20 protein-coding genes are annotated in these 25,312 nt (G+C 69.2%); 12 read left to right on the top strand and 8 right to left on the bottom strand.

Features of this window, described 5'->3' with window-relative positions:
* Positions 1 to 49: 49 nt before the first annotated feature.
* The 5 genes from ACE3T2_RS13740 to ACE3T2_RS13720 all read left to right on the top strand — a co-directional run bounded on the left by ACE3T2_RS13740 (position 50) and on the right by ACE3T2_RS13720 (position 9,952).
* Complete coding sequence (locus tag ACE3T2_RS13740; protein ID WP_374658282.1) at positions 50 to 1,195, top strand: L-lactate dehydrogenase; 1,146 nt, start codon at positions 50 to 52, stop codon at positions 1,193 to 1,195.
* 142 nt (positions 1,196 to 1,337) lie between these two features.
* Positions 1,338 to 5,981 (top strand): glutamate synthase large subunit, encoded by a 4,644-nt coding sequence (gene gltB, locus ACE3T2_RS13735; RefSeq protein WP_374658280.1) that lies wholly within the window; start codon positions 1,338 to 1,340, stop codon positions 5,979 to 5,981.
* Between the two features lie 24 nt (positions 5,982 to 6,005).
* Entirely contained in the window at positions 6,006 to 7,457 is a 1,452-nt protein-coding gene (locus ACE3T2_RS13730) for a glutamate synthase subunit beta (protein WP_374658278.1), read from the top strand.
* An 87-nt stretch (positions 7,458 to 7,544) separates the two neighbouring features.
* On the top strand, positions 7,545 to 8,834 hold the full coding sequence (locus ACE3T2_RS13725) for an amidohydrolase family protein (protein WP_374658276.1): 1,290 nt from the start codon (positions 7,545 to 7,547) through the stop codon (positions 8,832 to 8,834).
* Positions 8,831 to 9,952, top strand: coding sequence for a dipeptidase (locus tag ACE3T2_RS13720; protein ID WP_374658274.1), 1,122 nt, complete (start codon positions 8,831 to 8,833; stop codon positions 9,950 to 9,952). Before ACE3T2_RS13725 ends, ACE3T2_RS13720 begins: the two co-directional genes overlap by 4 nt.
* A gap of 10 nt (positions 9,953 to 9,962) precedes the next feature.
* On the opposite strand, the gene ACE3T2_RS13715 is transcribed toward ACE3T2_RS13720, so the two are convergent.
* The 3 genes from ACE3T2_RS13715 to ACE3T2_RS13705 are packed head-to-tail and all read right to left on the bottom strand — an operon-like array spanning position 9,963 to position 13,406.
* Positions 9,963 to 10,979, bottom strand: a complete 1,017-nt coding sequence (locus ACE3T2_RS13715) for an anion permease (protein WP_374658272.1) — start codon at positions 10,977 to 10,979, stop codon at positions 9,963 to 9,965.
* 5 nt (positions 10,980 to 10,984) lie between these two features.
* Entirely contained in the window at positions 10,985 to 11,629 is a 645-nt protein-coding gene (locus ACE3T2_RS13710; RefSeq protein WP_374658270.1) for a DUF47 domain-containing protein, read from the bottom strand.
* A 58-nt stretch (positions 11,630 to 11,687) separates the two neighbouring features.
* Entirely contained in the window at positions 11,688 to 13,406 is a 1,719-nt protein-coding gene (locus tag ACE3T2_RS13705) for a hypothetical protein (RefSeq protein ID WP_374658268.1), read from the bottom strand.
* A 116-nt stretch (positions 13,407 to 13,522) separates the two neighbouring features.
* On the opposite strand from ACE3T2_RS13705, the gene ACE3T2_RS13700 reads away from it, so the two are divergent.
* Positions 13,523 to 15,169: an amidohydrolase gene (locus ACE3T2_RS13700; RefSeq protein ID WP_374658266.1), complete on the top strand. Its 1,647-nt coding sequence runs from the start codon at positions 13,523 to 13,525 to the stop codon at positions 15,167 to 15,169.
* Here the strand turns inward: ACE3T2_RS13700 and ACE3T2_RS13695 are convergent.
* The gene (locus ACE3T2_RS13695; RefSeq protein WP_374658264.1) at positions 15,153 to 17,054 is read right to left on the bottom strand and encodes a TonB-dependent receptor domain-containing protein; all 1,902 of its coding nucleotides are present in this window, start codon (positions 17,052 to 17,054) and stop codon (positions 15,153 to 15,155) included. The two genes, ACE3T2_RS13700 and ACE3T2_RS13695, sit on opposite strands and share 17 nt — an antisense overlap.
* A gap of 104 nt (positions 17,055 to 17,158) precedes the next feature.
* On the opposite strand from ACE3T2_RS13695, the gene ACE3T2_RS13690 reads away from it, so the two are divergent.
* The gene (locus ACE3T2_RS13690; RefSeq protein ID WP_374658262.1) at positions 17,159 to 19,258 is read left to right on the top strand and encodes a winged helix-turn-helix domain-containing protein; all 2,100 of its coding nucleotides are present in this window, start codon (positions 17,159 to 17,161) and stop codon (positions 19,256 to 19,258) included.
* On the opposite strand, the gene ACE3T2_RS13685 is transcribed toward ACE3T2_RS13690, so the two are convergent.
* Entirely contained in the window at positions 19,255 to 19,848 is a 594-nt protein-coding gene (locus ACE3T2_RS13685; protein WP_374658260.1) for a TetR/AcrR family transcriptional regulator, read from the bottom strand. The genes ACE3T2_RS13690 and ACE3T2_RS13685 overlap by 4 nt on opposite strands.
* A gap of 111 nt (positions 19,849 to 19,959) precedes the next feature.
* Between ACE3T2_RS13685 and ACE3T2_RS13680 the strand changes: the two genes are divergently transcribed.
* Together ACE3T2_RS13680 and ACE3T2_RS13675 are read left to right on the top strand one after the other, a co-directional pair.
* Complete coding sequence (locus ACE3T2_RS13680) at positions 19,960 to 20,664, top strand: MFS transporter (RefSeq protein ID WP_374658258.1); 705 nt, start codon at positions 19,960 to 19,962, stop codon at positions 20,662 to 20,664.
* Entirely contained in the window at positions 20,634 to 21,185 is a 552-nt protein-coding gene (locus ACE3T2_RS13675; RefSeq protein WP_374658256.1) for an MFS transporter, read from the top strand. The genes ACE3T2_RS13680 and ACE3T2_RS13675 overlap by 31 nt, the downstream gene beginning before the upstream one ends.
* 4 nt (positions 21,186 to 21,189) lie before the next feature.
* Here ACE3T2_RS13675 and ACE3T2_RS13670 read toward each other — a convergent pair whose 3' ends face one another.
* Complete coding sequence (locus ACE3T2_RS13670) at positions 21,190 to 21,822, bottom strand: LysE family translocator (protein ID WP_374658254.1); 633 nt, start codon at positions 21,820 to 21,822, stop codon at positions 21,190 to 21,192.
* Between the two features lie 89 nt (positions 21,823 to 21,911).
* Entirely contained in the window at positions 21,912 to 22,724 is an 813-nt protein-coding gene (locus tag ACE3T2_RS13665) for a peptidylprolyl isomerase (RefSeq protein ID WP_374658252.1), read from the bottom strand.
* Positions 22,725 to 22,881: 157 nt separating this feature from the next.
* On the opposite strand from ACE3T2_RS13665, the gene ACE3T2_RS13660 reads away from it, so the two are divergent.
* From ACE3T2_RS13660 to ACE3T2_RS13650, 3 genes are read left to right on the top strand one after another with little or no spacing between them, the layout of a single operon-like run.
* Positions 22,882 to 23,208: a PadR family transcriptional regulator gene (locus tag ACE3T2_RS13660; protein ID WP_374658250.1), complete on the top strand. Its 327-nt coding sequence runs from the start codon at positions 22,882 to 22,884 to the stop codon at positions 23,206 to 23,208.
* Positions 23,205 to 23,786 carry a DUF1700 domain-containing protein gene (locus ACE3T2_RS13655; RefSeq protein ID WP_374658248.1) on the top strand — a complete coding sequence of 194 codons (582 nt, stop codon included), beginning with the start codon at positions 23,205 to 23,207 and terminating at the stop codon, positions 23,784 to 23,786. The genes ACE3T2_RS13660 and ACE3T2_RS13655 overlap by 4 nt, the downstream gene beginning before the upstream one ends.
* Positions 23,787 to 23,801: 15 nt before the next feature.
* Positions 23,802 to 24,614 (top strand): GIN domain-containing protein, encoded by an 813-nt coding sequence (locus ACE3T2_RS13650; protein WP_374658246.1) that lies wholly within the window; start codon positions 23,802 to 23,804, stop codon positions 24,612 to 24,614.
* Between the two features lie 7 nt (positions 24,615 to 24,621).
* On the opposite strand, the gene ACE3T2_RS13645 is transcribed toward ACE3T2_RS13650, so the two are convergent.
* Positions 24,622 to 25,260, bottom strand: coding sequence for an arylesterase (locus ACE3T2_RS13645; RefSeq protein WP_374658244.1), 639 nt, complete (start codon positions 25,258 to 25,260; stop codon positions 24,622 to 24,624).
* Positions 25,261 to 25,312: the final 52 nt, after the last annotated feature.

The raw sequence follows: 25,312 nt of genomic DNA, 5'->3' as shown, positions 1-25,312 counted from the left end.
TCGCGCGCTGCGCCGCTACCAATGAGGCAAGCTGCAGGGGAGGGCTGACATGAAACCCGCATCGGTCGCGGACTATCGGGAACTTGCGCGCCGCCGCCTGCCGCCGATGTTCTTCGAATATATAGACGGCGGGTCCTACGCCGAGGTCACCCTGCGGCGGAACGTGGCCGACCTCGAGGCCATCGCCCTTCGTCAGCGGGTCATGCGCGACATGACCAACCTCGATCTCTCGGTCGACGTATTCGGCCAGAAGATGAGCATGCCGCTGGGCCTGTCGCCCGTCGGCATGGCCGGCATGTACGCCCGCCGCGGCGAGACCCAGGCTGCGCGGGCGGCCGCCGAGGTCGGCGTGCCCTTTTGCCTTTCCACCGTCAGCGTCTGTTCTATCGAGGAGGTCGCGGCCACCGGCGTCGCGCCCTGGTTCCAGCTCTACATGCTGAAGGACCGCGGCTACATGCGCGCTCTATTGGAGCGCGCCAAGGCGGCGGGCTGCCCCGTGCTGGTGTTTACGGTCGACCTGCCGCTGCCGGGTGCGCGCTATCGCGACGTGCGCTCGGGATTCACGGGGGCCACGGCGCTGTCGGGGGCGTTGAACACCGCCTGGCAGGGGGTGACGCACCCGGAGTGGTCATGGGACGTCTACATGAACGGCAAGCCCCATACCCTCGGCAACGTCCAGAGCGCGGTGACCGAGGGGCGGCGGGTCAACGACTTCCTCTCGTGGATCGGCCGCAACTTCGACCGCTCGGTGACCTGGGCCGATCTCGACTTCGTGCGCCAGGTCTGGGACGGCCCGATCGTGATCAAGGGCGTGCTGGACCCGGAGGACGCCAAGGACGCGGTCCGCGCCGGGGCGCAGGGAATCGTCGTCTCCAACCACGGCGGCCGCCAACTGGACGGTGTGCGCTCTTCGATCTCGGCCCTGCCGGCGGTGGTCGACGCGGTCGGCGGCGAACTGGAGGTATTCATGGACGGCGGCGTCCGCTCGGGACTGGATGTGCTGAAGGCCCTGTCGCTGGGGGCCAAGGCCTGCTTCGTCGGCCGCGCCTGGGCCTACGCCCTGGGCGCCGGCGGCCAGCCGATGATCGAGAAAATGCTGGGAACCATGCGTTCGGAGCTCTCGACGGCGATGGTGCTGACCGGATGCTCCTCGGTCGAACGCGCCGATAAGCTGCTACTAGACGTCGCAACTTAGAAAAACTTTTCTCTTTTCGTCGTTTCGGCCCATCGACAAGGGCTGATCTTGCCGGGTAAATGCCCGCCGATTTGCGCGACAACACCGGTCAGCGAAACCGGTCTTGGCGCGTGCCTGTGTGATTTGAGAGCGAGGTGTCCCGATGGGAGCTCCCGAACGGCAAGGTCTTTATGACCCGCGCAACGAGCATGATGCGTGCGGTGTTGGCTTCGTGGCCAACATCAAAGGCCGCAAATCGCACGAAGTGGTGACCTCGGGCCTGGAGATCCTGATCAATCTGGATCACCGCGGCGCGGTCGGCGCCGACCCGCTGGTCGGCGACGGCGCGGGGATTCTGATTCAGATTCCGGACGGCCTGCTGCGTGACTGGGCCGGCAAGAACGGCGTCGATCTGCCGCCGCCGGGCGAATACGCCGTGGCCATGTGCTTCATGCCGCGCGACGAGGCCGCGCGCGAAGTGGCCGTCGCTCAGTTCGAGCACTTCATGAAGGTGGAAGGCCAGACCTTCATCGCCTGGCGCGACGTGCCGGTGAACACCAAGGGCTTGGGCGAGGCGGTGCTGGCCGAGATGCCGGTGATCCGCCAGGCCATCGTCGGCCGCGGCCCGAACGTGAAGGACCAGGACGCGTTCGAGCGCAAGCTGCTGACCGTCCGCAAGCAGCTCCAGAATCCGCTGGCCGAGCTGGCGGTGAAAAAGAACCTGCCGGGCCTGACCCAGCTCTATCTGCCGTCGTTCTCGACGCGGACCATCGTCTACAAGGGCCTGCTGCTGGCCGATCAGGTCGGCTCGTTCTACGAGGATCTTCAGAACGAACTGTGCGAGAGCGCCCTGGCGCTGGTGCACCAGCGGTTCTCGACCAACACCTTCCCCTCCTGGAAGCTGGCGCACCCCTACCGGTTCATCGCCCACAACGGCGAGATCAACACCGTCCGCGGCAACGTGAACTGGATGAACGCCCGCCGGCGCACGCTGGAAAGCGATCTGCTGGGGCCGGACCTCAACAAGATGTGGCCGCTGATCCCGCACGGCCAATCCGACACCGCCTGCCTCGACAACGCGCTCGAGCTGCTGGTCGCCGGCGGCTATCCGCTGGCCCATGCGGTGATGATGCTGATCCCGGAGGCGTGGGCCGGCAATCCGCTGATGGACGCCAAGCGCAAGGCTTTCTACGAGTACCACGCCGCCCTGATGGAGCCGTGGGACGGGCCGGCGGCTGTGGCCTTCACCGATGGACGCCAGATCGGCGCGACCCTGGACCGCAACGGCCTGCGCCCGGCGCGCTTCATCATCACCGACCAGGACCATGTGATCATGGCCTCTGAAGTCGGCGTGCTGACCGTTCCGGAGGAGCGGATCGTCCGCAAGTGGCGTCTCCAGCCCGGCAAGATGCTGCTGATCGACATGGAGGAAGGCCGCATCATCGAGGACGAGGAGATCAAGCGCTCCCTGTCCGAGGCCGAACCCTACGAGGAGTGGCTGAAGAGCACCCAGTTCAAGCTGGAAGAGCTGCCCGAGATCGCCTTCAACGAGGCGCTGTCGAACGACGCGGGCCAGCTGCTCGATCGCCAGCAGGCCTTCGGCTACACCCAGGAGGACGAGCAGTTCTTCCTGGAGCCGATGGCCGCCTCCGGCGAGGACCCGATCGGCTCCATGGGCGCCGATACGCCCATCGCCGTGCTCTCCAAGCGCTCGAAGCTGCTCTACGACTATTTCAAGCAGAACTTCGCCCAGGTCACCAACCCGCCGATCGACCCGATCCGCGAAGAGCTGGTCATGAGCCTGGTCTCGATGATCGGGCCGCGGCCGAACCTGCTCGGCCGCCAGGCCGGGACGCACAAGCGCCTGGAAGTGTCCCAGCCGATCCTCACCAACGAGGACCTCAGCAAGATCCGCTCGATCAGCGAACTGCTGGACGGCTCGTTCCGCACCGCCACCCTCGACATCACCTGGGCGGCGGAGGAGGGCGCGGCGGGCCTCGAGCGCGCGATCGAGCGCGTCTGCCGCGAGGCGACCGACAACGTCCTGGCCGACAAGAACATCCTGATCCTGTCGGACCGCCGCGTCGGCTCCGACCGCATTCCGATCCCGGCCGCCTTGGCCACCGCAGCCGTGCATCATCACCTGATCCGCCAGGGCCTGCGCATGCAGACCGGCCTGGTGATCGAGACCGGCGAAGCGCGTGAAGTGCACCACTTCTGCGTCCTGGCCGGCTATGGCGCCGAGGCGGTGAACCCCTACCTGGCCTTCGAGACGTTGGAGAACCTGCGCCAGCGCCAGGGCATCGCGCTCTCGGCCTATGAGGTCCGCAAGAACTACATCAAGGCCATCGGCAAGGGCATCCTGAAGGTCATGTCCAAGATGGGCATCTCGACCTACCAGTCCTATTGCGGGGCGCAGATCTTCGACGGCGTCGGCCTGTCGTCGGAGCTGATCGAGAAGTACTTCACCGGCACTGCGACCACCATCGAAGGCATCGGCATCGCCCAGATCGCCGAGGAGTCGGTGCGACGTCACCGCGACGCCTACGGCGACAATCCGATCTACGCCACCATGCTGGACGTCGGCGGTCAGTATGCCTTCCGTCTGCGCGGGGAGAGCCACGCCTGGACGCCGGAAAGCGTTTCCAAGCTGCAGCACGCCGTCCGGGGCGGCCGCTCGGACGAATACCGGGGCTTTGCGGACTCGATCAACGAGCAGTCCGAGCGCCTGCTGACCATCCGCGGCCTGATGCGCTTCAACTTCAACGAAACGCCCGTGCCGATCGACGAGGTCGAGCCGGCCAGCGAGATCGTCAAGCGCTTCGCCACCGGCGCCATGAGCTTCGGCTCGATCAGCCGCGAGGCTCACACCACCCTGGCGATCGCCATGAACCGCATCGGCGGCCGGTCCAACACCGGCGAGGGCGGGGAGGAATCCGACCGCTTCAAGCCGATGGCCAACGGCGATTCCATGCGCTCTGCCATCAAGCAGGTGGCTTCTGGCCGGTTCGGCGTCACTGCCGAGTACCTGGTCAACGCCGACGACATCCAGATCAAGATGGCCCAGGGCGCCAAGCCCGGCGAGGGCGGCCAGCTGCCCGGCCACAAGGTCGACAAGAACATCGCCCGCGTCCGTCACTCGACGCCGGGCGTCGGCCTGATCAGCCCGCCGCCACACCACGACATCTATTCGATCGAGGATCTGGCCCAGCTGATCCACGACCTGAAGAACGTGAACCAGCGCGCCCGCATCTCGGTGAAGCTGGTCTCGGAAGTGGGCGTCGGCACCGTGGCCGCGGGCGTGGCCAAGGCCCGGGCCGACCACATCACCATCTCGGGCTTCGAAGGGGGCACCGGCGCCTCGCCGCTGACCTCGCTGACCCACGCCGGGTCGCCGTGGGAAATCGGCCTGGCCGAGACCCAGCAGACCCTGCTGCTGAACGGCCTGCGCACCCGCGTGGCGGTCCAGGCGGACGGGGGCCTGCGCACGGGCCGCGACGTCGCCATCGCCGCCTTGCTGGGCGCCGACGAGTTCGGCTTCGCCACCGCGCCGCTGATCGCGGCCGGCTGCATCATGATGCGCAAGTGCCACCTGAACACCTGCCCGGTGGGCGTGGCGACCCAGGACCCGGTGCTGCGCGCCCGCTTCACCGGCCAGCCGGAGCACGTGATCAACTACTTCTTCTTCGTGGCCGAGGAACTGCGCGAGATCATGGCCTCGCTCGGCTTCCGGACGGTCAACGAGATGGTGGGCCGCGTCGATCGGCTCGACGCGCGCGACGCCGTCGATCACTGGAAGGCGGCGGGCGTCGATCTCTCCAAGCTGCTCTACGCAGCTCCGGCCCAGGGCGCGAAGGGCCTCTGGAACATGGACCGCCAGGACCATGGCCTGGGCAAGGCGTTGGACAACACCCTGATCGCCGACGCGGCTCCTGCGCTGGAGAAGGGTGAGCCGGTGCTGCTCGAGTACGAGATCAAGAACATCAACCGCACCGCCGGCGCCATGCTGTCGGGCGAGGTGGCCAAGCGCTACGGCCATGCCGGCCTGCCGGAAGACACCATCGCCATCAAGTTCCGCGGCCAGGCGGGCCAGAGCTTCGGCGCCTTCACCGCCCGCGGCGTCTCGCTCGAACTGACCGGCGACGGCAACGACTATGTCGGCAAGGGCCTGTCGGGCGGCCGCGTGGTGGTCCGCCAGCCGGCCGAGGCGCGGCGCGATCCCACCAAGAACATCATCGTCGGCAACACCGTCCTCTACGGCGCCATCGCCGGCGAGGCCTATTTCCATGGGGTGGCGGGGGAACGGTTCGCCGTGCGCAACTCCGGCGCGGTCGCGGTGGTCGAGGGCGTAGGCGACCACGGCTGCGAATACATGACCGGCGGCGTCGTCGTCGTGCTGGGCGACACCGGGCGCAACTTCGCGGCCGGCATGTCGGGCGGCGTGGCTTATGTCTACGATCCGGCCGGCCGCTTCGCCGACCTCTGCAACAAGTCCATGGTCGACCTGGAGAAGGTCGAGCCGGCGGCGCCGACCACCCGCGAAGACGAGCCTTTCCGTCCTAGCCAGAAGTCGTTGTCGGTCGAGAACAACGGCATGGGCGACATGCTGCGTTTCGACGCCGAACGCCTGCGCATCCTGGTCGAACGCCATCACCTGTACACCGGCTCGGCTCGCGCCCGCGAGATCCTCGAGAACTGGGACCAGGTGCTGGGCTCGTTCGTAAAGGTCATGCCCAAGGATTACCGCCGCGCCCTTCAGGACATGGCGGCCGAACGCCAGGCGGCCGCGGCCGTCGCGGCGGAATAGAGCTCAGAGTCGGAGGACAAGATTATGGGTAAGGTCACCGGCTTCCTCGAGTTCGAGCGCCAGGAACGCACTTACGAGGCGCCGCAGGAGCGCGTGAAGAACTACAAGGAGTTCGTCCACGCCATGCCGGCGGCGGACGTCGCCAAGCAGGCTTCGCGCTGCATGGACTGCGGCATTCCGTTCTGTCACCAGGGCTGCCCGGTCAACAACCAGATCCCGGACTTCAACAATCTGGTCTATCGCGACCAGTGGAAGACGGCGCTGGAGAACCTGCAGTCGACCAACAACTTCCCGGAGTTCACGGGCCGCGTCTGCCCCGCGCCCTGCGAGGCGTCCTGCACCCTGAACATCATCGATACCCCGGTCGCTATCAAGACGATCGAGTGCGAGATCGTCGACCGTGGTTGGCAGGAAGGTTGGATCAAGCCGCAGATGTCGCCACGCGGCACCGGCAAGCGCGTCGCGGTCGTCGGCTCGGGCCCGGCGGGCTTGGCCTGCGCCCAGCAGCTGGCCCGCGCCGGTCACGCTCCGACTGTGTTCGAGAAGAGCGACCGGATCGGCGGCCTGCTGCGCTATGGCATCCCGGACTTCAAGATGGAGAAGCATCTGATCGACCGCCGGGTCGCGCAGATGGAGGGCGAGGGCGTGATCTTCCGCACCGGCTTCGAGGTCGGCAAGACGGTCTCGGTGCAACGCCTGCTGGACGATTACGACGTGCTGGTTATGGCTGGCGGGGCCGAAGATCCACGCGATCTGCCGATCCCGGGCCGCGAGCTGGCCGGCGTCCATTTCGCCATGGACTTCCTGACCCAACAGAACAAGCGAAACGCCGGCGACGACGAACTGCGCGCGGCGCCCAACGGCGGCATCTCGGCGACCGGCAAGCACGTGGTGGTGATCGGCGGCGGCGACACCGGCAGCGACTGCATCGGCACCTCGAACCGCCATGGCGCGGTCTCGGTGACCCAGCTGGAAATCATGCCCCAGCCGCCGGTGCGCGAGAACAAGCAGCTGACCTGGCCCGACTGGCCGCTGAAGCTGCGTACCTCGTCCAGCCACGAAGAGGGCTGCGAGCGCGACTTCGCTGTCCAGACCAAGCGCTTCATCGGCTCGAACGGCAAGGTCGAAGCGGTCGAGTGCGTGCGCGTCGAATGGGTGGCCGGCGCCGACGGTCGTCAGACGCTCCAGGAAGTCGCAGGCAGCGAATTCACCCTGAAGGCCGACCTTGTGCTGCTGGCCATGGGCTTCGTCGGCCCGCGCCACAACGAGTTCGTCGAGCAATCGGGCGCCGAGCTCGACCCGCGCGGCAACGTGAAGGCGAACGTGGTCGACTATCAGACCAGCACGCCGAACATCTTCTCGTGCGGCGACATGCGGCGCGGCCAGTCGCTGGTGGTCTGGGCGATCCGCGAGGGCCGCCAGTGCGCCCAGGCGATTGACGCCTACCTGATGGGGACCAGCAAGCTTCCTCGCTGAAGCTTCACGTTGAGCAGGGCGGCGGACGCGGTCTAGTGTCGAGGGATGTTTAGAGCATTCCTCGCGGCCGCCTCCGCCGCCCTTTTCATGTCCGCCGGGACGGCCGGCGCCGAGCCGGCGACGGTCTACAGGAACGCCACCCTGATCGACGGGACCGGCGCTGCGCCCAAGCCCGGCATGTCGATCCTGGTTCGTGGTGAGCGCATCGAGCGGGTCTGGAAGGAGGGCGAGGTCGCCTTCAAGCTGGCGCCGGACACTCAGGTCGTCGACATGAGCGGCCGCTTCGTCCTGCCGGGCCTGACCGACAGCCACGAGCATCTGGCCACGCCGCCGAACCGCCGGTTCGCCGAGGCGCAGATGAAGCGCGACCTCTACAGCGGCGTCACCTCGATCCGGGACATGGCCGACGACATGCGCAATGTCGCCGACCTGTCGCGCGCCTCGCGGATCGCCGAGATTCCGGGACCAGACATCTACTACGTCGCCCTGATGGCGGGCCCTTCGTTCTTCGAGGACAAGCGCGTCCAGGCCGCCTCGCTGGGGGCCAAGGGCGGCGAGGTTTCTTGGATGCAGGCGATCCGGCCCGAAACGGACATCGCGCTCGCCGTCGCCCAGGCGCGGGGCATCGGCGCATCGGCCATCAAGATCTACGCAAACCTACCGGGCGAGGAGGTCGCGCGGATCACCAAGGAGGCGCATCGCCAGGGAATGCCGGTCTGGGCGCACGCCGCCGTCTTCCCCGCCACGCCGGGCCAGGTGCTGGACGCCGGCGCCGACGCCGTGAGCCACGTCTGCATGCTGGCCTATGAGGCTTCGGACCAGATCCCCGGCCAGTACCACAACCGCGCCGCCGTTCAGGAAGACAGGTTCGGCAAGGACGTGAACCCGAAGATCGCGCCGCTGCTGGCCAAGATGAAGGCTGACGGCGTCATCCTCGACGCCACCGTCCGCATCTATGAGCAGATGAAGGGCAGCCCGCGCAGCTACTGCTCGCTGGATCTCGCCGCGCGCTTGACGAACCAGGCCCTGAAGGCGGGCGTCACCATCTCGGCGGGCACTGACGGCTTCTCGGCGCCCGACGCGCCGTTCCCGGCGCTCTACGAGGAACTGGAACTGCTGGTCGGCAAGGCGGGCTTCACGCCAATGCAGGCGCTGGTCGCGGCGACCCGCAACGGCGCCCTGGCGGTGCGCAAGGATCCGGATTTCGGGACGATCGAAGCCGGCAAGCTGGCCAACCTCGTGTTCACCGACAAGGATCCTTCCAAGGATATCCGCGCCCTGCGCACGCTCACCCTCACCGTCAAGCGAGGGAAGGCTTTCCCCCGCACGGACTTCGACCCCAAGGCGGACCTCGCCGCCCGGAGCATGGACCCATGATCGACCGCCGCCAGATCCTCGCCGGAACCGCCGCTCTCGCGGTCGCGGGCCCTGCCGCCGCCAAGGACGCGCCTATCGTCGTCAACGCGCTGGGCGGGCTTTCCAACCCCAATCTGCAGATCGGGCGCGAAGCCGGGCCGGCCGCCGACACCCTGGTGCTGGATGTCGACGCGCGCGGGATCGGCGACGCCAAGGCCGCCGGCATGACCGCGGTCAATGTCACGCTCGGCTATGTGGCCGGGCCGCAGGACCCCTACAGCTATACGCTTGAGACCCTGGACGCCTGGGACCGGCTGATCGCCGCCAACGCCAAGGACCTGACCCTGGTGCGCAAGGCCTCCGACATCGCCGCGGCGAAGGCGGCCGGCAAGGTCGGCGTGATCTATGGCTTCCAGAACGCCGTGCAGATCGGTGAGCACCTGGAGCGGGTGGATGAGTTCGCCAGGCGCGGCGTGCGGATCGTGCAGTTGACCTACAACCCGGCGAACCTGCTGGGCGACGGGTCCATGGCGCCCGAGAACCGCGGCCTGACCGAGGCCGGCCGCAGGGTCGTCGACAAGCTGAACGCGGCCCGTCTGATGGTCGATCTCTCGCACTCGGGCGAGCGGACCTGTCTCGACGCCATCGCCGCGTCCAAGGCGCCGATCTCGATCAACCATACCGGCTGCCGCGCCCTGACCGATATGCCGCGTAACAAGACCGACGCCGAACTGCGCGGGGTCGCCGAAAAGGGCGGCTTCGTCGGCATCTACTTCATGCCGTTCCTGAACCCGACCAGCCATGCGAGCGCGGCCGACGTGGTCGCGCACATCGAGCACGCCCTGAAGGTCTGCGGCGAGGATCACGTCGGGATCGGCACCGACGGTTCGGCCGCGGCCATCGACGACATGGAAGCCTACAAGACCGCCCTGGCCGAGGAGAACCGTCAGCGCGTCGCCGCCGGCATCGCCGCCAAGGGTGAGCGGGCCGATACCTATCCCTTCGTGCTGGACCTGCGCGGCCCCGACCAGTTCCGCAAGCTGGCGCGCCTGCTGGAAGCCCGAGGCCACAAGCCGCGGGTGATCGAAAAGGTGCTAGGCCTGAACTTCGTGGCCTACGCCCAGCGAATCTGGGGCTGACGCCTCAGGGTCAGCCCATGAACCGGCCGGCGCCCCAGTAGGCGAGGGCGCCGATCAGGGCTGCGGCGGGCAGGGTGACGACCCAGGCGGTGACGATCTCCTTGGCCACGCCCCAGCGTACGGCCGAGACGCGCCTGGCCGCCCCCACGCCGACGATCGCGCCCGTGATGGTCTGGGTGGTCGAGACCGGCACGCCCAGGGTGGTGGCCATGAACAGCGTGATCGCCCCGCCGGTTTCGGCGCAGAAGCCCTGCATCGGCGTCAGGCGGGTGATGCGCGAGCCCATGGTGTGCACGATGCGCCAGCCGCCGAACAGAGTGCCCAGACCCATGGCCGCCTGGCAGGACAGCACCACCCACAATGGAACGTGGAATTCGCCGTCGGCAGGACCCATGCCGTGGGCGATCAACAGGGCGGCGATGATGCCCATGGTCTTTTGGGCGTCGTTGCCGCCGTGGCCGAGCGAGTAGAGCGAGGCTGAGACGAATTGCAGTTTGCGGAACACCCCGTCGACCGCAAAGGGCGTGAAGCGCACGAACAGCCACGAGACAATCAGCACCAGCACGAGGGCCAGGGCGAAACCGGTCGCCGGCGACAGCACGATGGCGATGAGGGTCTTGTTGAGGCCGCCCCACATGATCGCGCCCATGCCGGCCTTCGCCACGCCCGCGCCCACCAGCCCGCCGATCAGGGCGTGCGACGAGGACGAGGGGATCGCCATCCACCAGGTCAGCAGGTTCCAGCCGATGGCGCCGACCAGGGCGGCGAAGATCAACCCGTCGCTGATCAGGTCGGGCATCACCAGGCCCGCGCCCACCGTCTTGGCGACGTGCAGGCCGAAGAACAGGAAGGCGATGAAATTGAAGAACGCGGCCCAGGCCACCGCGGCGAACGGCGGCAGCACCCGCGTCGCCACAATGGTGGCGATGGAGTTGGCCGCGTCGTGCAGGCCGTTGAGGAAGTCGAAGGCCAGTGCGACGACGATCAGGAAGATCAGCAGCGGGCCAAAGCCGGCGAGGAGGTCCACGGGGGCTAGACCTGTTCGATCACGATGCCGCTGATGCGGTTCGCGACGTCCTCGAACCGGTCCATCACCTTCTCCAGGTGGCTGTAGACGTCGACGCCGACCACGAACGCCATCGGGTTGCCGTCGCGATGCGCCAGGAACAGCGCCTTGCGCCCGGCGTCGTAGATCGCGTCAGAGCGGTCTTCGATGTGGGTGATCTGCTCGGTCAGCTGGTTCAGGCGGCCGACGTTCTGGCGCATGTTGGGCATCAGGCCCACCGCCTCGCGGGTCAGCACGGCGGCCTCGACGATGATGTCGGCCATCTCGCGCATCGGGTCTTCGAACTCCCGCAGTTCGAACAAAGTGATGACTTTCACCGTCTTGTGCATCTGGTCGATGGCGTCGTCCAGCGAGGTGATCAAGTCCTGGATGTCGCTGCGGTCGAAGGGAGTGATGAAGGTCCGGCGGACGTTCAGCAGCACGTCGCGGGTGATGGCGTCGGCCGCGTCTTCGTGGGCGACGACTCGGGCGCAGGCGGCCGGAACGCCGTCGCCCCCTTGCATGACCTCGCGCAGGGCGGTCGCGCCCTCGACCAGGGTCGTGGCGTGGGCGCTGAAAAGATCGAAGAATTTCAATTCCTTCGGCATCATCGCCTGGAACCAGCTCAGCATCGAATCCGTCCGTAGTCTGTGATGTCGCAACCGCGGCGCCGGATGCTCCTGCGCGCTATTAGCCGCTTCCGGGCTCGGACAGAAGGCCCCCGCCGCCCGCGGCCTGTGGGCGCAGCGGGGGCGTGGTCGCGCCGTCGCGGGCAAAGACGGTGATCTCGCGGCCGCGAAGCAGGACGCGCCAGCCGGGCCCGAGGCGGTCGAGCTTGTGCGCCACGACGGTGTCGCAAGACGCGAGCTGGCCCGCGCTGGGAGCCCCGGCGACGACGACATGGGGCCTGGCCCGCAGCCGCCAATAGATGAGCTTGGCCCGCGCAGGATCGGCGGCGACCACCCCCACCGCGCCCTGCCGGCCCGAGACCAGCGCGTCGGCCGCCGCGGTCTCGGTCGCCAGGGCGTTGCGCGACGGCGTCTCGCGATCGCGCTGCCAGGCGTCGACCGCGCTGGAGGCCACGCCCAGCGCGACGAAGCAGGCGATCCAGACAATGGACAGCCGCCAACGCGGCGCGAGGATCGCGCCAGCCGCCAGAGCAACGATCGCCACCGCGATCGGCAGGACCGCGTCGGGCTCGCGCGCAAAGGCGTTCAGCGCCGCGGCGTCCCAGGCCCGAGCCTGGGCGCCGGTCAGTATGCAGGCCGTGAAACCGCCCAGTCCGATCAGGGTGGTCAGCATCATGGCCAGCCGCCACCAGCGGCCGCCACCGCGCTCGAACTCGCCGAGGAAAGGCGCGGCCGCCAGCCACAGCATCGGGGCGAAGAACTCGAACTGCCGGCCCCAGACCCGGGCCGCGTCCGCGCCATCGGCCATGGCCAGCAACGTCACCGCCGCCAGCGTCCCGACCAGGGTGAGGGCCAGCAGCAGGAAGGCGGCTTCGAGCGGCTCGAGGTGGAAGCGGCCGCGCTTGCGCGTCCAGCGCCAGCGCAGTTCGATCCGCAGCAGCCCGGTGAGCGCCGGAACGCCGGCCAGCATCAGCGCCGCTGTGGTCATGACGACCAGCGCGCGGCCGCCGGCGGTCGCGGCCTGCGGACCCAGGCCGCCGGCGAGCTTGAGGTAGCGCGGATCGAGGAAGCCGCTGAACGGCGCGTCGAGCGGTTGGTTGGCGGCCAGCTGCACCAGATTGGCGGTCGCCAGCAGGGCGACGGAGAAGACGACGACGCGGCCGACGAAAATCTTCGCATCGCGCCGCCCCAGCAGCAGATCCGCCACGGCCAGCAGCAGGAACGCCGCGCCGAGCGGCAGGCCGTGGGGCCCCATCATGGCCAGCCCGCCGGCGATCACGCCGACCGCCGCGGCGTGCGCGACTGGACGCGAGAAGTAGATTCTCGCCGTCGCCAGCACCGAGAGCCCGATCAGCCCTGCCGTCCATCCCGCCGGCAGGACCGCGAAGGCGAAGCGGTAGTAAGGGTAGGCCAAGGCCAGCAGGGCGAAGGCCAGGGCGTGTCGCCTGTCCAGGCTGCGCCGCACGCTCAGGAACACGCAGGCCAGCCCGGCCAGATAGGCAAGGCCGCCGCCGACCCGCAGCCATTGGACCAGGTTCTGGGTGACGTAGGTCACCGCGCGGACGATCAGGTCGAAGGCCGGCTCGCGCCGCTGGGCGAGGTCTGGAAACAGTTCAGGCCGTGCGTCGAGGGCCGGGCGATAGAGCGCGCTGATCAGATGGCCGGCCTCGGCGGCCACATAGACCGGCAGGTCGAAGAACACCCGGTCGGCGTAGAACAGGGCCGTGCCGGCCGCGACCAGGGCCAGCAGGCTGAAGATGGCGCGCGCGCCCAGCCCCATGCGGCGGCTCCCCAGACTCAGGTAAGCGGCACTGTGGCGGCTCGCCGGTCGGCTGACTAGTAGCCTCTCGGGAGAAGATCGCCGATCAATGGATGCGGTGAATCGGGAGGGACGACATGCGCGCGACCATCGGACTGGCCCTGGCCGCCCTTCTGGCGGCGTCGGGCGCCGACGCCCAGGATCTGCTGCTCCGCGGCGGGCCGATCTATACCGGCGAGGCCAAGGTCGAGGCGCTCGCGGTCAAGGGCGGCAAGGTCGCCTTCGCCGGGGCGCTGGACCAGGCGCGCAAGGCCGCGCCAGGCGCGCGCGAGATCGACCTGAAGGGCGCGGCGGCCTATCCGGGCTTCATCGACGCCCACGCTCACCTCTCGGGCGTCGGCTTTCGCGAGATGACGCTGAACCTGGAGGGCGTGGCCTCGGTCGAGGAGCTGGTGGCGCGGCTGAAGGCCTGGAACGGCGCCCATCCCGGGCAGGACGTGCTCTCGGGCCGCGGCTGGATCGAGACGCACTGGCCCGAGAAGCGGTTCCCGACGCGAGCCGACCTTGATCGCGCCGTGCCCGATCGGCCCGTGGTGCTGACCCGCGCGGACGGCCACGCCCTGGTCGCCAATTCGGCCATGCTGGCCCTGGCCGGCGTCACCGCCGCGACCGCTGCGCCCGAGGGCGGCCAGATCCTGAAAGGACCGGACGGCGCGCCGAGCGGCATGCTGGTCGACAACGCCATGGCCCTGGTCCGCGCCAAGGTCCCGCCGCCCACCGCGGCCGCCCGGGCCGAGGCGGTGCGGCGCGGGGCGGAGGTCTACGCCGCGCGCGGCTGGACCGGCCTGCACAACATGGGCGCCAGCCGCGAGGAGGTGGCGACCGAGGAGGCCCTGGCCCGGCAGGGCCGCCTGCCGATCCGCATCGAGAACTACATGTCGCTGGCCGAGGGGGGCGAGGTGCTGGCCACGGGGCCCAGCCGCGACGCCGCGGGCATGGTCGGGGTGCGCGGGGTGAAGATGTACATGGACGGCGCGCTCGGCTCGCGCGGCGCGGCCTTGCTCGCTCCCTATGCGGACGCCGAGGGGACCGGCCTGATCGTCACCCCGCCGCAGACCATCGCCCAGGCCTTGGCGCGGGCGAGGGCGTCCGGCGCCCAGATCGCTATCCACGCCATCGGCGACCGCGGCGATCGCCTGGTGCTCGACGCCTATCAGCAGGCGTTCGGGGCCGATGCCTCCGCCCTGAAGGCGGCTCGCTGGCGGGTGGAGCACGCTCAGATCCTGTCGCCCGACGATCTGCCGCGCTTCGCCCAGCTCGGGGTGATCGCCTCGATGCAGCCCTCGCACGCCATCGGCGATCTCTATTTCGCGCCCGCGCGTCTGGGCCCCGAGCGGCTCAAAGGCGCCTATGCCTGGGAAAGCCTGCTGAAGACCGGCGCGGCGGTCGCCGGCGGCTCGGACGCGCCGGTGGAAAAGGGCGATCCCCTGGTCGAGTTCTACGCCGCGGCCTATCGCCACGACCTGTTGGGGAAGTCGGGCGCCGATTGGCATCCGGAGGAAGCGGTCAGTCGAGGCGAGGCCCTGGCCATGCTGACCAGCGGCCCCGCCTTCGCCGTGTCCCGAGAGGAGGAACTCGGCAAGCTGGCCGTGGGGAGGCCAGCCGACATCTCGGTCTTCTCGGTCGACCTGATGACCGCACCTTTCGAGCAGATCGCCCGGGCGCACGCGGTCATGACCATCGTCGCCGGCAAGGTGGTCTACGAGGTCAGCCCCCGAAAGTGAGGCTCAGAGTCGCGCGCACCGAGCGCGGTTCGATCGGCCACAGGAAGGTGGACTGCGAGGCGCGATAGCCCCGCTCATCGGTCAGATTCGAACCCAGGATGCGGAACTGAGCCTGACGGCCGGCGATCTCGAACCGACGCCGCGCGCCTAGCGACACCGTCGTAAGGGCCGGCGACTTGACCGTGTTGCGCATGTCGGCCCAACGGGCGCTGGAATAGTTCACCTGGGCGTCCATCGACCAGCCGCGGCCGATCTCGCGCTCGATGCTGCCGTTGGCGACGAAGTCGGACACCCCGACCGCGCGATCGCCGATCACGCCGGCCTCGACCAGTTCGCCGCTGACTTCCGGCCGGAAGACGACCGCGCCCAGGACGATGTCGGTGCGGTCGTCCAGCTTGCCGGCCAGCGAGGCTTCCACGCCCTTGTGCGCCACCTCGCCGACCAGACCGAAGGAGCCGTCGGCGCGGAAGCCCACCGTCGGCTTCGAGACCTCGAACACCGCGCCGATCAATGTCAGGCGGTCGGTAAGCCCGTAGCGAACGCCGATCTCCTTCTGCTCGGCTTCCACGGGCGCGAGGACGTCGTTGGCGTTGGTGGCCGACTGCGGCGCGGTTCCGGTCTCCTCCAGGCCGGTCACCCAGCTGGCGAACAGGCTGGCCTTCGGCGTCAGGCTCCAGACCAGCGAGGCGTTGTAGAGGGTGGTTTCCTCTTCGCGGCGATTGAACGCGCCATTCGGGGCGGCGACCTCCTTTTCGTAGCGGGTGCGGTGCGCGCCCAGCCGCAGCTGCAACCGGTCGTCCCAGAGCAGGCCGTAGCCGAGGCTGGTGGTCAGCTGGTCGACCCGGTCCTCGCCGCGCGTCCCGCTCCAGGGACGCTCGGCGACGAAGGGTGTCTCGCCCGCCAGGTTGAAGCCGCCGACCGGGATCGCCAGGCTGCTCGAGAGCTCGACCGTGCTGCGCCGGACGCGGACCGAGGCGCTGGCCAGGTGTCGCACGGCGCCTTCGCCGAACACCCGGCTGACCCGTCCCTCGAACGAATCCGAGACGTTGGTGCGGGGGGCGTTGCGATAGACGGTGGCGGTGGCCTCGCCGTTGGTCTTGACGCTCATGACGGTGAAGTCGGCGCTCTCCACGTCGTAGATCGAGCGGAACGCCGAGGCGTCCAGCGACCAGCCGGCGATCTCGCCGTCGTAAAGGACGCCTAGATTGATGTTCTTGGCCCGCACCCGGGCCCAGTCGGGCGAATACTGGTGCAGCCGGCGCACGGGCGGGGGCAGGGCGCCGTCTGCGGCCAGCACGCCATAGTCGCCGTCATAGGTGCGGCTGTAGTAGCTGGCGAAGGCGCGGATGCGGTGGTTTTCGATCGGGCTCCAGCCGGCCACGCCGCCCAGGTCGATGGCTCGGCCACTGGTGCCCATGGCCCAGCGCACATAGGGCCGCGCCACCGCGCCGCCGGTGACGAAGGCCTCTCCGCCCGGGCTCTTCCACGAGCCGTAGGTCTCGACCACCTGGGTGCCGAAGTCGCGGAAGCCGGCGCCGACCCGCAGGCTGTTCTGCGGGGTGGGCTCGCGCAGGCGGTAATTCACAACGCCCGACGGGGCGGGATAGGCGAGCCGCGCCGCATTGACCCCCACCCGGACGCCGACGCCTGTGAGAGCCGGATCGTTGAGGGGAGAGGCGCGGACGAAATAGGCGTCGTCGATCCTATAGGCGCCGCTGGACTGCAGGTCGAAGCCGCGGACCTCGCTCTCGCTGTAGAGGCCGAGCTGCTCGATGCCGACGCGCTCGCCGAACGCATCGGCCGCCGATTTCACGGCGCTGTCCTGCGCTGCGGCCGGGCCTGCGCAGAGGAGGGCGAGGGCGAGCGGGCGGGTGAAAGATTGCATTCTTGTAACCCCGTAGAACTGGGCTGTTCAGGTCGGGGCGTTTGTCGGAAACTCCCGCCGGGGAAACGTGGCTGCGGGCGTGATTTATTCGTGATGGTTTCGCGATGAACGAACACGTGGCCATCCAGTGGCCGGAACTCAACTTGGCGCGGGAACGGCCGTTCAAGCTGGCGGCGACCCTCGTGCGTCCGGCTGCGCTCGAGGTCGAGCACGGCGGGCAGGTGACCGCGCTCGAGCCGCGCGTGATGAAGGTGCTGGTTGCTTTGCATCGCTCGCGCGGCCAGCCGGTCAGCCGCGACGAACTGATCGATCTCTGCTGGGGCGGGCGCATCGTCACCGAGGGGGCGCTGAACCGCTGCGTGGCCCAGCTGCGCAAGGCGTTGGCCGCCGACCCCGCCATCCGCGTCGACACCATCGCCACCGTCGGCTACCGCCTCCAGCTCGGTGAGGCTTCGTCCGCGCCGCCGCTGACCGCTCCCCCCGCCAACGACGTCGCCGCGCCGTCCTCGCCGCTGTCGCGCCGCTCGATGATGTTCCTCGGCGCCGGCGCCGTGGTCGCCACGGGCGCCGTCGGCGGCCTGCTGGCGGCGCTGCCGCACCGGGTGAACTGGACGACCGCCGCCTATCGCCCCCTGACCTCGGACCGTGGCCTGGAGACCCATCCGGCCCTGTCACCGGCTGGCGACCAGATCGTCTACGCCCAGCGCGGCGACAAGACCCAGCGGCGCGACCTCTATCTGCGCGGCGTGCGCGACGGCACGCCCGTGCGCCTGACCAGCGATCCGGCCGACGACCACAGCGCGGCCTGGTCGCCACGCGGCGACCGCGTGGCCTTCGTGCGGACCTATCCGGAGGGGCCGTGCAGCCTGGTGATCGTGCCGGTGCCGCGCGGCCCGGAACGCGTGGTCGGCCGCTGCCAGACCTCGCCCTATACGCGCCTCAGCTGGATCGACGAGCGGACCCTGGTGTTCGGCGACCGGCCGAGCGCGGCCGACGTCTTGCGCATTCGCGCCCTGGACATCGAGACGGGCGTGGCTCGCGACCTGACCTCGCCCAGCGCCGACACCCTGGGCGACGCCGATCCGATGGTCTCGCCCGATGGCCACCAGGTCGTGTTCCGCCGCAGCCTGATGCACGGCGCCGACGATCTCTTCCTGCTGGACCTGCGCACCGGGCGCGAGCGCGCCTTGACCACCGACGGCTGGAAGGCCAACGGCTATGTCTGGTCGGCCGACAGCCGCCATATCTTCTATTCGTCTAACCGGGGTGGAGAGTTCGGGCTCTGGACCGTCGACACCCGCATCGACGGTCCCTCGCGCCAGATCAGCCTGGGCCTCGGCCAGGTCAGCTTCAGCCGAATGTCGTCGGACCGCGACAACCACCTCGCGGTCGAGATTCCGCAAGGGCGTTCGATCATCGCGGCGGTCCAGCCCTCAGGCGCCTTCACGCCGGTGACCGACGCGACCAATTGGGACTGGGACCCGGCCGGCGCGGCCGACGGGGCCGTAGCCTACGTCTCCAGCCGCAGCGGCTCGTCCGAGATGTGGGTGACCCGGCCGGATGGCGTCGCCACCCGCCTGACCTCGCTGATCGCCAGCTATGTAACTGCCCCAGCCTGGTCGCCGGACGGCGCACGGATCATCTTCGTGGCGGTCAAGGGACGCCGCTCCGAGGTCTATATCGTCGACCGCGACGGCGGGCGGTTGCGGCCGCTGACCAGCGACGGGCGCGACAAGCTGACCCCGGCCTTCATGCCGGACGGTCGCAGCGTGCTCTATGTCGAGCGGACAGGCCGCGGCTACCGGCTCATGCAGCTGGCGGTCGACGGACAGGCCGCGCCGGCGCCGGTCCCCGGCGGCGAGGGCTGGAGCAATATCCGCCGCACGCCAGACGGCCGCTTCTACGGCCTGCACGCCGGCGCCGAGCGCGTGGAGCCGGTATTCGGCTCCGGGCCCAGCTCCGACGCCCGCCTGATCGGCAACGACGAGTGGGCGGTCAGCAACGAAGGTGTCTTCGTTCTGCGCGGCCGTCGCGACCCGATCCCGTCCGTCTGGTTCCATCCCTGGGGCGGCGGCGGGCGCAAGTGGGCCGACGTACCCGACTCGGCCGGGTCCATCGGCGCCAGCGCCGACGGCCGCGTGCTGGTCGCCCAGGACCTCGACTACCAGATCGACCTCGGCCTCATCGACCTGAAGACGGTCTAGTCTGCGAGGTAGGCCCCGATCAGGGCGTCGGCGGCGCGGGCGACCTCGGTGGTCGGGCGGTCGTCGTCGAAAAGCTGGCTGGTCAGGAACGCGCCTTCGATCAGCAGCAGCAGGCCATCGGCCAGCGCCTTGGGGGCGCGCGCGCCCATGGCCTGGGCCATGCCCTGAAGGCGTTCGCGCAGCTCGGCCTTGTGCTGCTGGGCTTCGACGCGGGCCGGATGCCCGGCCTCGGGATACTCGACCGCCGCATTGGTCAGGGGACAGCCGCGATAGTCCTCCTTGCCCGCGCGTTGGGAGAGGCCCGCCAGATAGGCGAGGATTTGGGCGCGAGGATCGCCTGGATGCTCGGCCACGGCGGCGTCGAACAGCACCCAGAAGCGGTCGGCGCCTTCGCGCAGCACCGCGGCAGCGAGCTCGTCCTTGGACTTGTAGGTTCGGTAGAGGCTGGGTTTGGTCACGCCGGCCTTGGCGACGATCTCGTCCACCCCGACCGCGCGGATGCCTTCGCGGTAAAAGAGTTCACGCGCCGTTTCGCGGATCTTGTCCGCAGCGCGGAGGGGAGTGGCTTCGGAGATTTTCGGGTCGCTCATGGATCTCGGCTTGACGATGTAACTGACCGGTACGTATGTATGTGGTGAAACTTACAGGTCAGTAACATCATGCTAGCCCAAGGTCGCCCGTTTGGCCAGAAGTATGCGTTCGTGGCCGTGGGGGCCGTCTTCGTATCGCTGATGGCCGCCGCCGGACTGCGCTCGGCGCCCGGGGTGCTGATGCTGCCGCTGGAGCGGGCCTTCCACTGGGACCGCGCCACGATCTCGATGGCCGCCGCGGTCGGCATCTTCCTTTACGGTCTCACCGGCCCGTTCGCGGCGGCGCTGATGCAGTCGTTCGGGGTGCGGCGCACGGTGACCCTGGCCCTGGTGCTGATGGGGCTCTCCACCGCCGCCTCATCGCTGATGACGCAGCCCTGGCACTATGTGGCGACCTGGGGCGTGGTCAGCGGCGTAGGGTCGGGGGCGGTGGCCATGGTGCTGGGCGCGACGGTGGTGAACCGCTGGTTCGTGGCCCGGCGCGGGCTGATGATGGGCCTGCTCAGCGCTTCGGCGGCGACCGGCTCGCTGATCTTCCTGCCCGGCATGGCCGCCCTGGCCGAGGCCGGCGGTTGGCGGCCGGTGGTGTTGGCGATCGCCGGCGTGATGGCCGTCCTGGCGCCGCTGGTCTGGCTGCTGCTGCCCGAAGCCCCGGCGGCCATCGGCCAGAAGCCCTATGGCGCGCGCACGACTACGCCGCCCCGCCGCCGGTTCCGGCCGCCGGCGCTCTGCGCGGCGCTTTCGGAGCCCTGTTTCGCGCCGCTCGCACCCGCACCTTCTGGCTGTTGTTCGCCGGCTTCTTCGTCTGCGGCCTGACCACCAACGGCCTCGTGGGCGTGCACATGATCGCCCTCTGCGCCGACCAGGGCCTGCCCGAGACGCGGGCGGCGACCCTGCTGGCGGTGATGGGGATCTTCGACCTGATCGGCACCACGGCCTCGGGCTGGCTGACCGACCGCTACGACCCGCGCAAGCTGCTGTTCGTCTATTACGGCCTGCGGGGGCTCTCGCTGATGGTCCTTCCGTTCACCGACTTCTCCATCGTCTCGCTGGGGATATTCGCGGTGTTCTACGGCCTGGACTGGATCGCCACGGTGCCTCCGACCGTGAAGCTGGCGACCGAGGCCTTCGGGGACCGCGACGGGCCGATCGTGTTCGGCTGGATCGCCGCCGGCCACCAGGCGGGCGCGGCGACGGCGGCCATCGGCGCGGGCGTCGTCCGTGCAGCCCAAGGGCGCTATCTCGAAGCCTTCGTCATCGCCGGCTTCGCTGCGGTCATCGCCGCCGTCGCCTCGATCATGATCCGCCGCCAGGGCCAGGCCATCGCCGCGGCCTGAGGCCTCAGCGCCGCGAGTCGAGCGCCATGCGGAGGGCGAGCCCGCCCAGCACCGTACCCATCAGCCAGCGCTGGACCAGGGCCCAGGTGGGGCGGGTCGCCAGGAAGCCGGCGACCGACCCAGCCGCCAGGATCATCACCCCGTTCACCGCCACGCTGGCGGCGATCTGGGCGGCGCCGAGGGTCAGGCCCTGGAACAGCATGCCGCCGCGCTCCGGATGCATGAACTGCGGCAGCAGGGAGAGGTAGAGAACGGCCGCCTTCGGGTTCAGCAGGTTGGTGAACAGGCCCATGGCGAACAGTTTAGGATCGGAATGCGGCTCCAGCGCCCGCACCTCGAACGGCGAGCCCGCGCCGGGCTTGAGCGCCTTCCAGGCCAGCCAGGCCAGGTACATCGCCCCGCCGATGCGCAGGGCGTCGTAGGCCAGCGGAATGGCCATGACGAGGGCGGTCAGGCCGACGACCGCCGACAACATGTAGAAGATGAAGCCCAGCGCCACCCCGGCCAGCGAGACCAGGCCCGCGCGCTTGCCCTGCGAGATCGAGCGGGAGATCAGGTAGATCATGTTGGGGCCCGGCGTCAGCGCCATGCCCAGGGCGATCAGTCCGAACGCCGCCCAGTCCGTCCACGCCACCATGCGCACGCTCCTCCGTTATGGAGCGTGCTTAGCGCCGGGCGGGGGCGTGGTCGCTTGAGTTTTCAGCAACGGTCTGGAGAAAACCGCAACTAGCGCGCCGGGCGGGACGGTACGGTTACGTCGCAGATGCTGAAGTCCGCGCCCTTGGCCTTGCGCGCCTTGTCGACCAGGGCCGCGAAAGCCGGGCCCGTCTCGTCCATCACCTCGACCTTCGGCTGTTCGGCCGCCGGCATGTCGGCGGCGACGCGGACCTTGATCATCTTGTCGGGGTTGGCCGGGGGCACGCCGACGGCGACCGCCAGCACGACGTCCTGGCCGACGACCGTCGTGCCGAACACGGTGTAGGCGCGGTCCAGCCGCCGGGCCGCCGCGCGCATGAAGAAGATCTCGGAATTGGCGCTGTCCTCGGCGGCGTTGCGTCCCATGCCCACGACGCCGGGGCAATAGGCGCCCCAGGCGCGCCGTCCCAGGGCCGCGTCGCGCTGAGCCTCGTGGTCCGAGGCGGCGGCGAAGGGCGTCGCGCCGATGAAGCCGGCAATCCCGTCGCTGGCGCGGACCGCGATCTTGGCGTGGTCCAGGCTTTTCAGGCGGAAGGTGAATTCCGGCGCCAGGTTCGGATGGCTGGAGCCGCCGCCCTTGTTGTCGGGATTGCCGGTCTGGTCGACGAAGTTCTCGATCACCCGGTGGAACAGCAGGCCGTCATAGACGCCTTCGCGCGCCAGCAGCTTCACCCGCTCCACCGCCTTGGGCGCAAAGTCCGGGCGCATCTCGACGACGATCCGGCCCTTGCTGGTGTCGATCACCAGGGTGTTGTCCGGGTCGAGCCGGCGCCAGTCGGCGGCCTGGGCGGGGAGGGCGGCGAGCAGGGTTGCGGCGGCGGCGAGGGCGAGCGTGCGGATCATGGAAGGACTATCGGAGAACCTGCCGCTCACCGCCAGCCGAGCTTGCCGAAAAAGACCGCCGTTCCGCGGAGCGCAAGGCTTACTAAGATGTAATGCAAGCTACCTTGTGACGAACACTACCGTGCGATACACGGTAGTCATAACTGGAGGTTCGCTCGTGGCGGAAACAGTGCAGGTCCAATTGAAGAAGGGGGTGCTCGAGCTCTGCGTGCTCGCGCTGCTCTCCTCGCATGACAGCTACGCCTACGAGATCGCGAGCCGGCTGGCCGAAGGGATCGATATGGGGGAAGGCACGATCTATCCGCTGATGCGGCGGATGCAGAGCGACGGACTGGTCGAGACCTATCTGGTCGAGAGCTCGTCCGGACCGCCGCGCAAGTACTACAAGCTGACCGATGCCGGGAAGGCGAGCTTCGTCGCGCAAAAGGCTGAATGGGCTGCGTTTTCCCGCGCTGTCGAGAGCATCCTGGGAGACGCGCGATGAACCGCCAGGCCTTTATCGATCGCCTGAGGCTGGGGCTGTCGGGCCTGCCGGCCCAGGCCGTCAACGAGGCGGTCGCCGACTACGAAACCCACTTCGCCGAGGGCGCGGCCGCAGGCCGCACGGAGGACGAGGTCGCCGCCGCCCTGGGCGACCCGGCCCGCCTGGCCCGCGAACTGCGCGCCGAGATCGGCCTGAAGAAGTGGGAAGAGACCCGCAACCCGACCTCGGCCGCCGGCGCGATCTTCGCGGTGCTCGGCCTCGGCGCCATCGACGTGCTGATCCTGCTGCCGATCCTGATGGCGGTGGGCGGGACCATCTTCGGTTTCATCGTCGCCGCCATCGGCGTCTTTGTCGCCGGCGGCGTGGTCTTCGCCGCGGGTCCGTTCTTCGATCCGCCGGGCGGTCCGGCCGCGGCCCTGCTGGCGGGCGTCGGGATGATGGCCCTGGCCTCCTCGGCCGGAGCGATCCTGACGATCATCGTCATCGGCATGGTCAACGCGCTGGTCTGGTACGGACGCCTGCACTACCGGCTGCTGAAGCCGGCGATCGAACCGCAACCCGTGCAAACGCAGTCCTGAGCAAGGAGCCCCATCATGATCCGCGTCCTTGTTCTCATTGCCGTCGCCGGCTTCCTGGCCGGCGTCGTGGCCCTGGCCGGCGCCGCCGCCCTCGGCGGCCCCGAACTCGCCGCCCGCAATTGGGAGTGGTTCATCTTCGACCACGACCGCGGCCATCACCGCCGCGACCGCGACGACTCGCCGGCCCGCGTCGCAATCCCCGACGTCGGGGCCAGCGCAACCCGCGAAATGGCCTGGGACGGCTCGTCCCGCGCCGTGTTCGAGCTGCCGGCGGTCATCGAGTACACCCAAGGAACCGACGCCAAGCTGACGATCAGCGGTCCGCGCGAAATCGTCGAGCGCGTGAAGCTGGCCGGCGGCAAGTTGACGCTTGATGGTCCGCTGGACGACGACGACCGCCTGCGCATCGTCATGACCGCCCCCGGGATCACCCGTTTCGAGGTCGGCGGCGACAATCGGCTGGAGGTCCGCAGCTTCCGCCAGGATCGCCTAGAGATCGCCGCCAGCGGCTCATCGGAGGTGTCCGTCGAGGGACAGACCAAGGCGCTCGCCCTCGAACTGTCCGGCTCGAGCGAGGCCGATCTCAGTCGGCTTTCGGCCGACAGCGCCGACGCCGACGTCTCGGGCACGGCCGAGGCGACCATCGCCCCGCGCGACGCCGCCCACCTGGAGGTCTCGGGTTCGGCCTCGGTGAAGCTGACCACCCGGCCCAAACACCTGGACACCGACGTCGCCGGCGCGGGCGCCGTGACCTTCGAGGACGGCGCGACCGCGGCGGGAACCGAGGCGCCGGCCCGCCGAGAGCCGCGGAACGCGCGCGACACCTAGGCTTTCGCTAGGCCTTGAGGGCCTTGACCAGCACCGGCGCCAGGGCCTTGGCGATCACTGTCACGCCCCTCGCGTTCGGGTGGAAGCCGTCGCTCTGATTCAGCGATGGGACCTGCGCGACGCCGGCCAGCAGGTTCGGATAGAGCGCCACACGCTGGGTCTTCGCGACGGTCTGGAAGACGGCGCGGAATTCCTGGGCGTAGGCGCGGCCGATCACCGGCGGCGGCTGCAGCCCGGCCAGCACCACCGAGATATTCCGCGCCTTCAGCCGGGCGACGATTTTTTCGAGGTTGGCCTGGGTGCGCTTGGGATCGAGCCCCTGCAGCAGGTCGTTGCCGCCGAGCGCCACCAGGCAGAGGTCGGTGTCGCGCTGGACGCTGAAGTCCACGCGGGCCAATCCGCCGGCGGTGGTGTCGCCCGAAACTCCGGCGCCGCGGATCAACGCCTTCGATCCCAGCCGCCGCAACTCGGCCTGAAGCTGCGCGGGCAGGGCGGCGCTTGCCGGCAGTCCGAAGCCGGCAGTGATCGAATCGCCCAGCAGGGTGATGACAGGGGCGCGCTGCGCCAGGACGGGCACGGGCCATGTCGCCAGGGCTCCGCCGATCATTGCGCGGCGTGTGGGCGAGAGGATGGATGTCTTGGGCATTCTGCCGTCCTATCTAAGTCCTAGCCCAAGAAGCTCAATCACCCAGAGGCCG

This window comes from Phenylobacterium sp. (assembly GCF_041919955.1).
Classification (GTDB): Bacteria; Pseudomonadota; Alphaproteobacteria; order Caulobacterales; family Caulobacteraceae; genus Phenylobacterium.
This window is presented reverse-complemented; position numbering and strand designations above follow the sequence as displayed.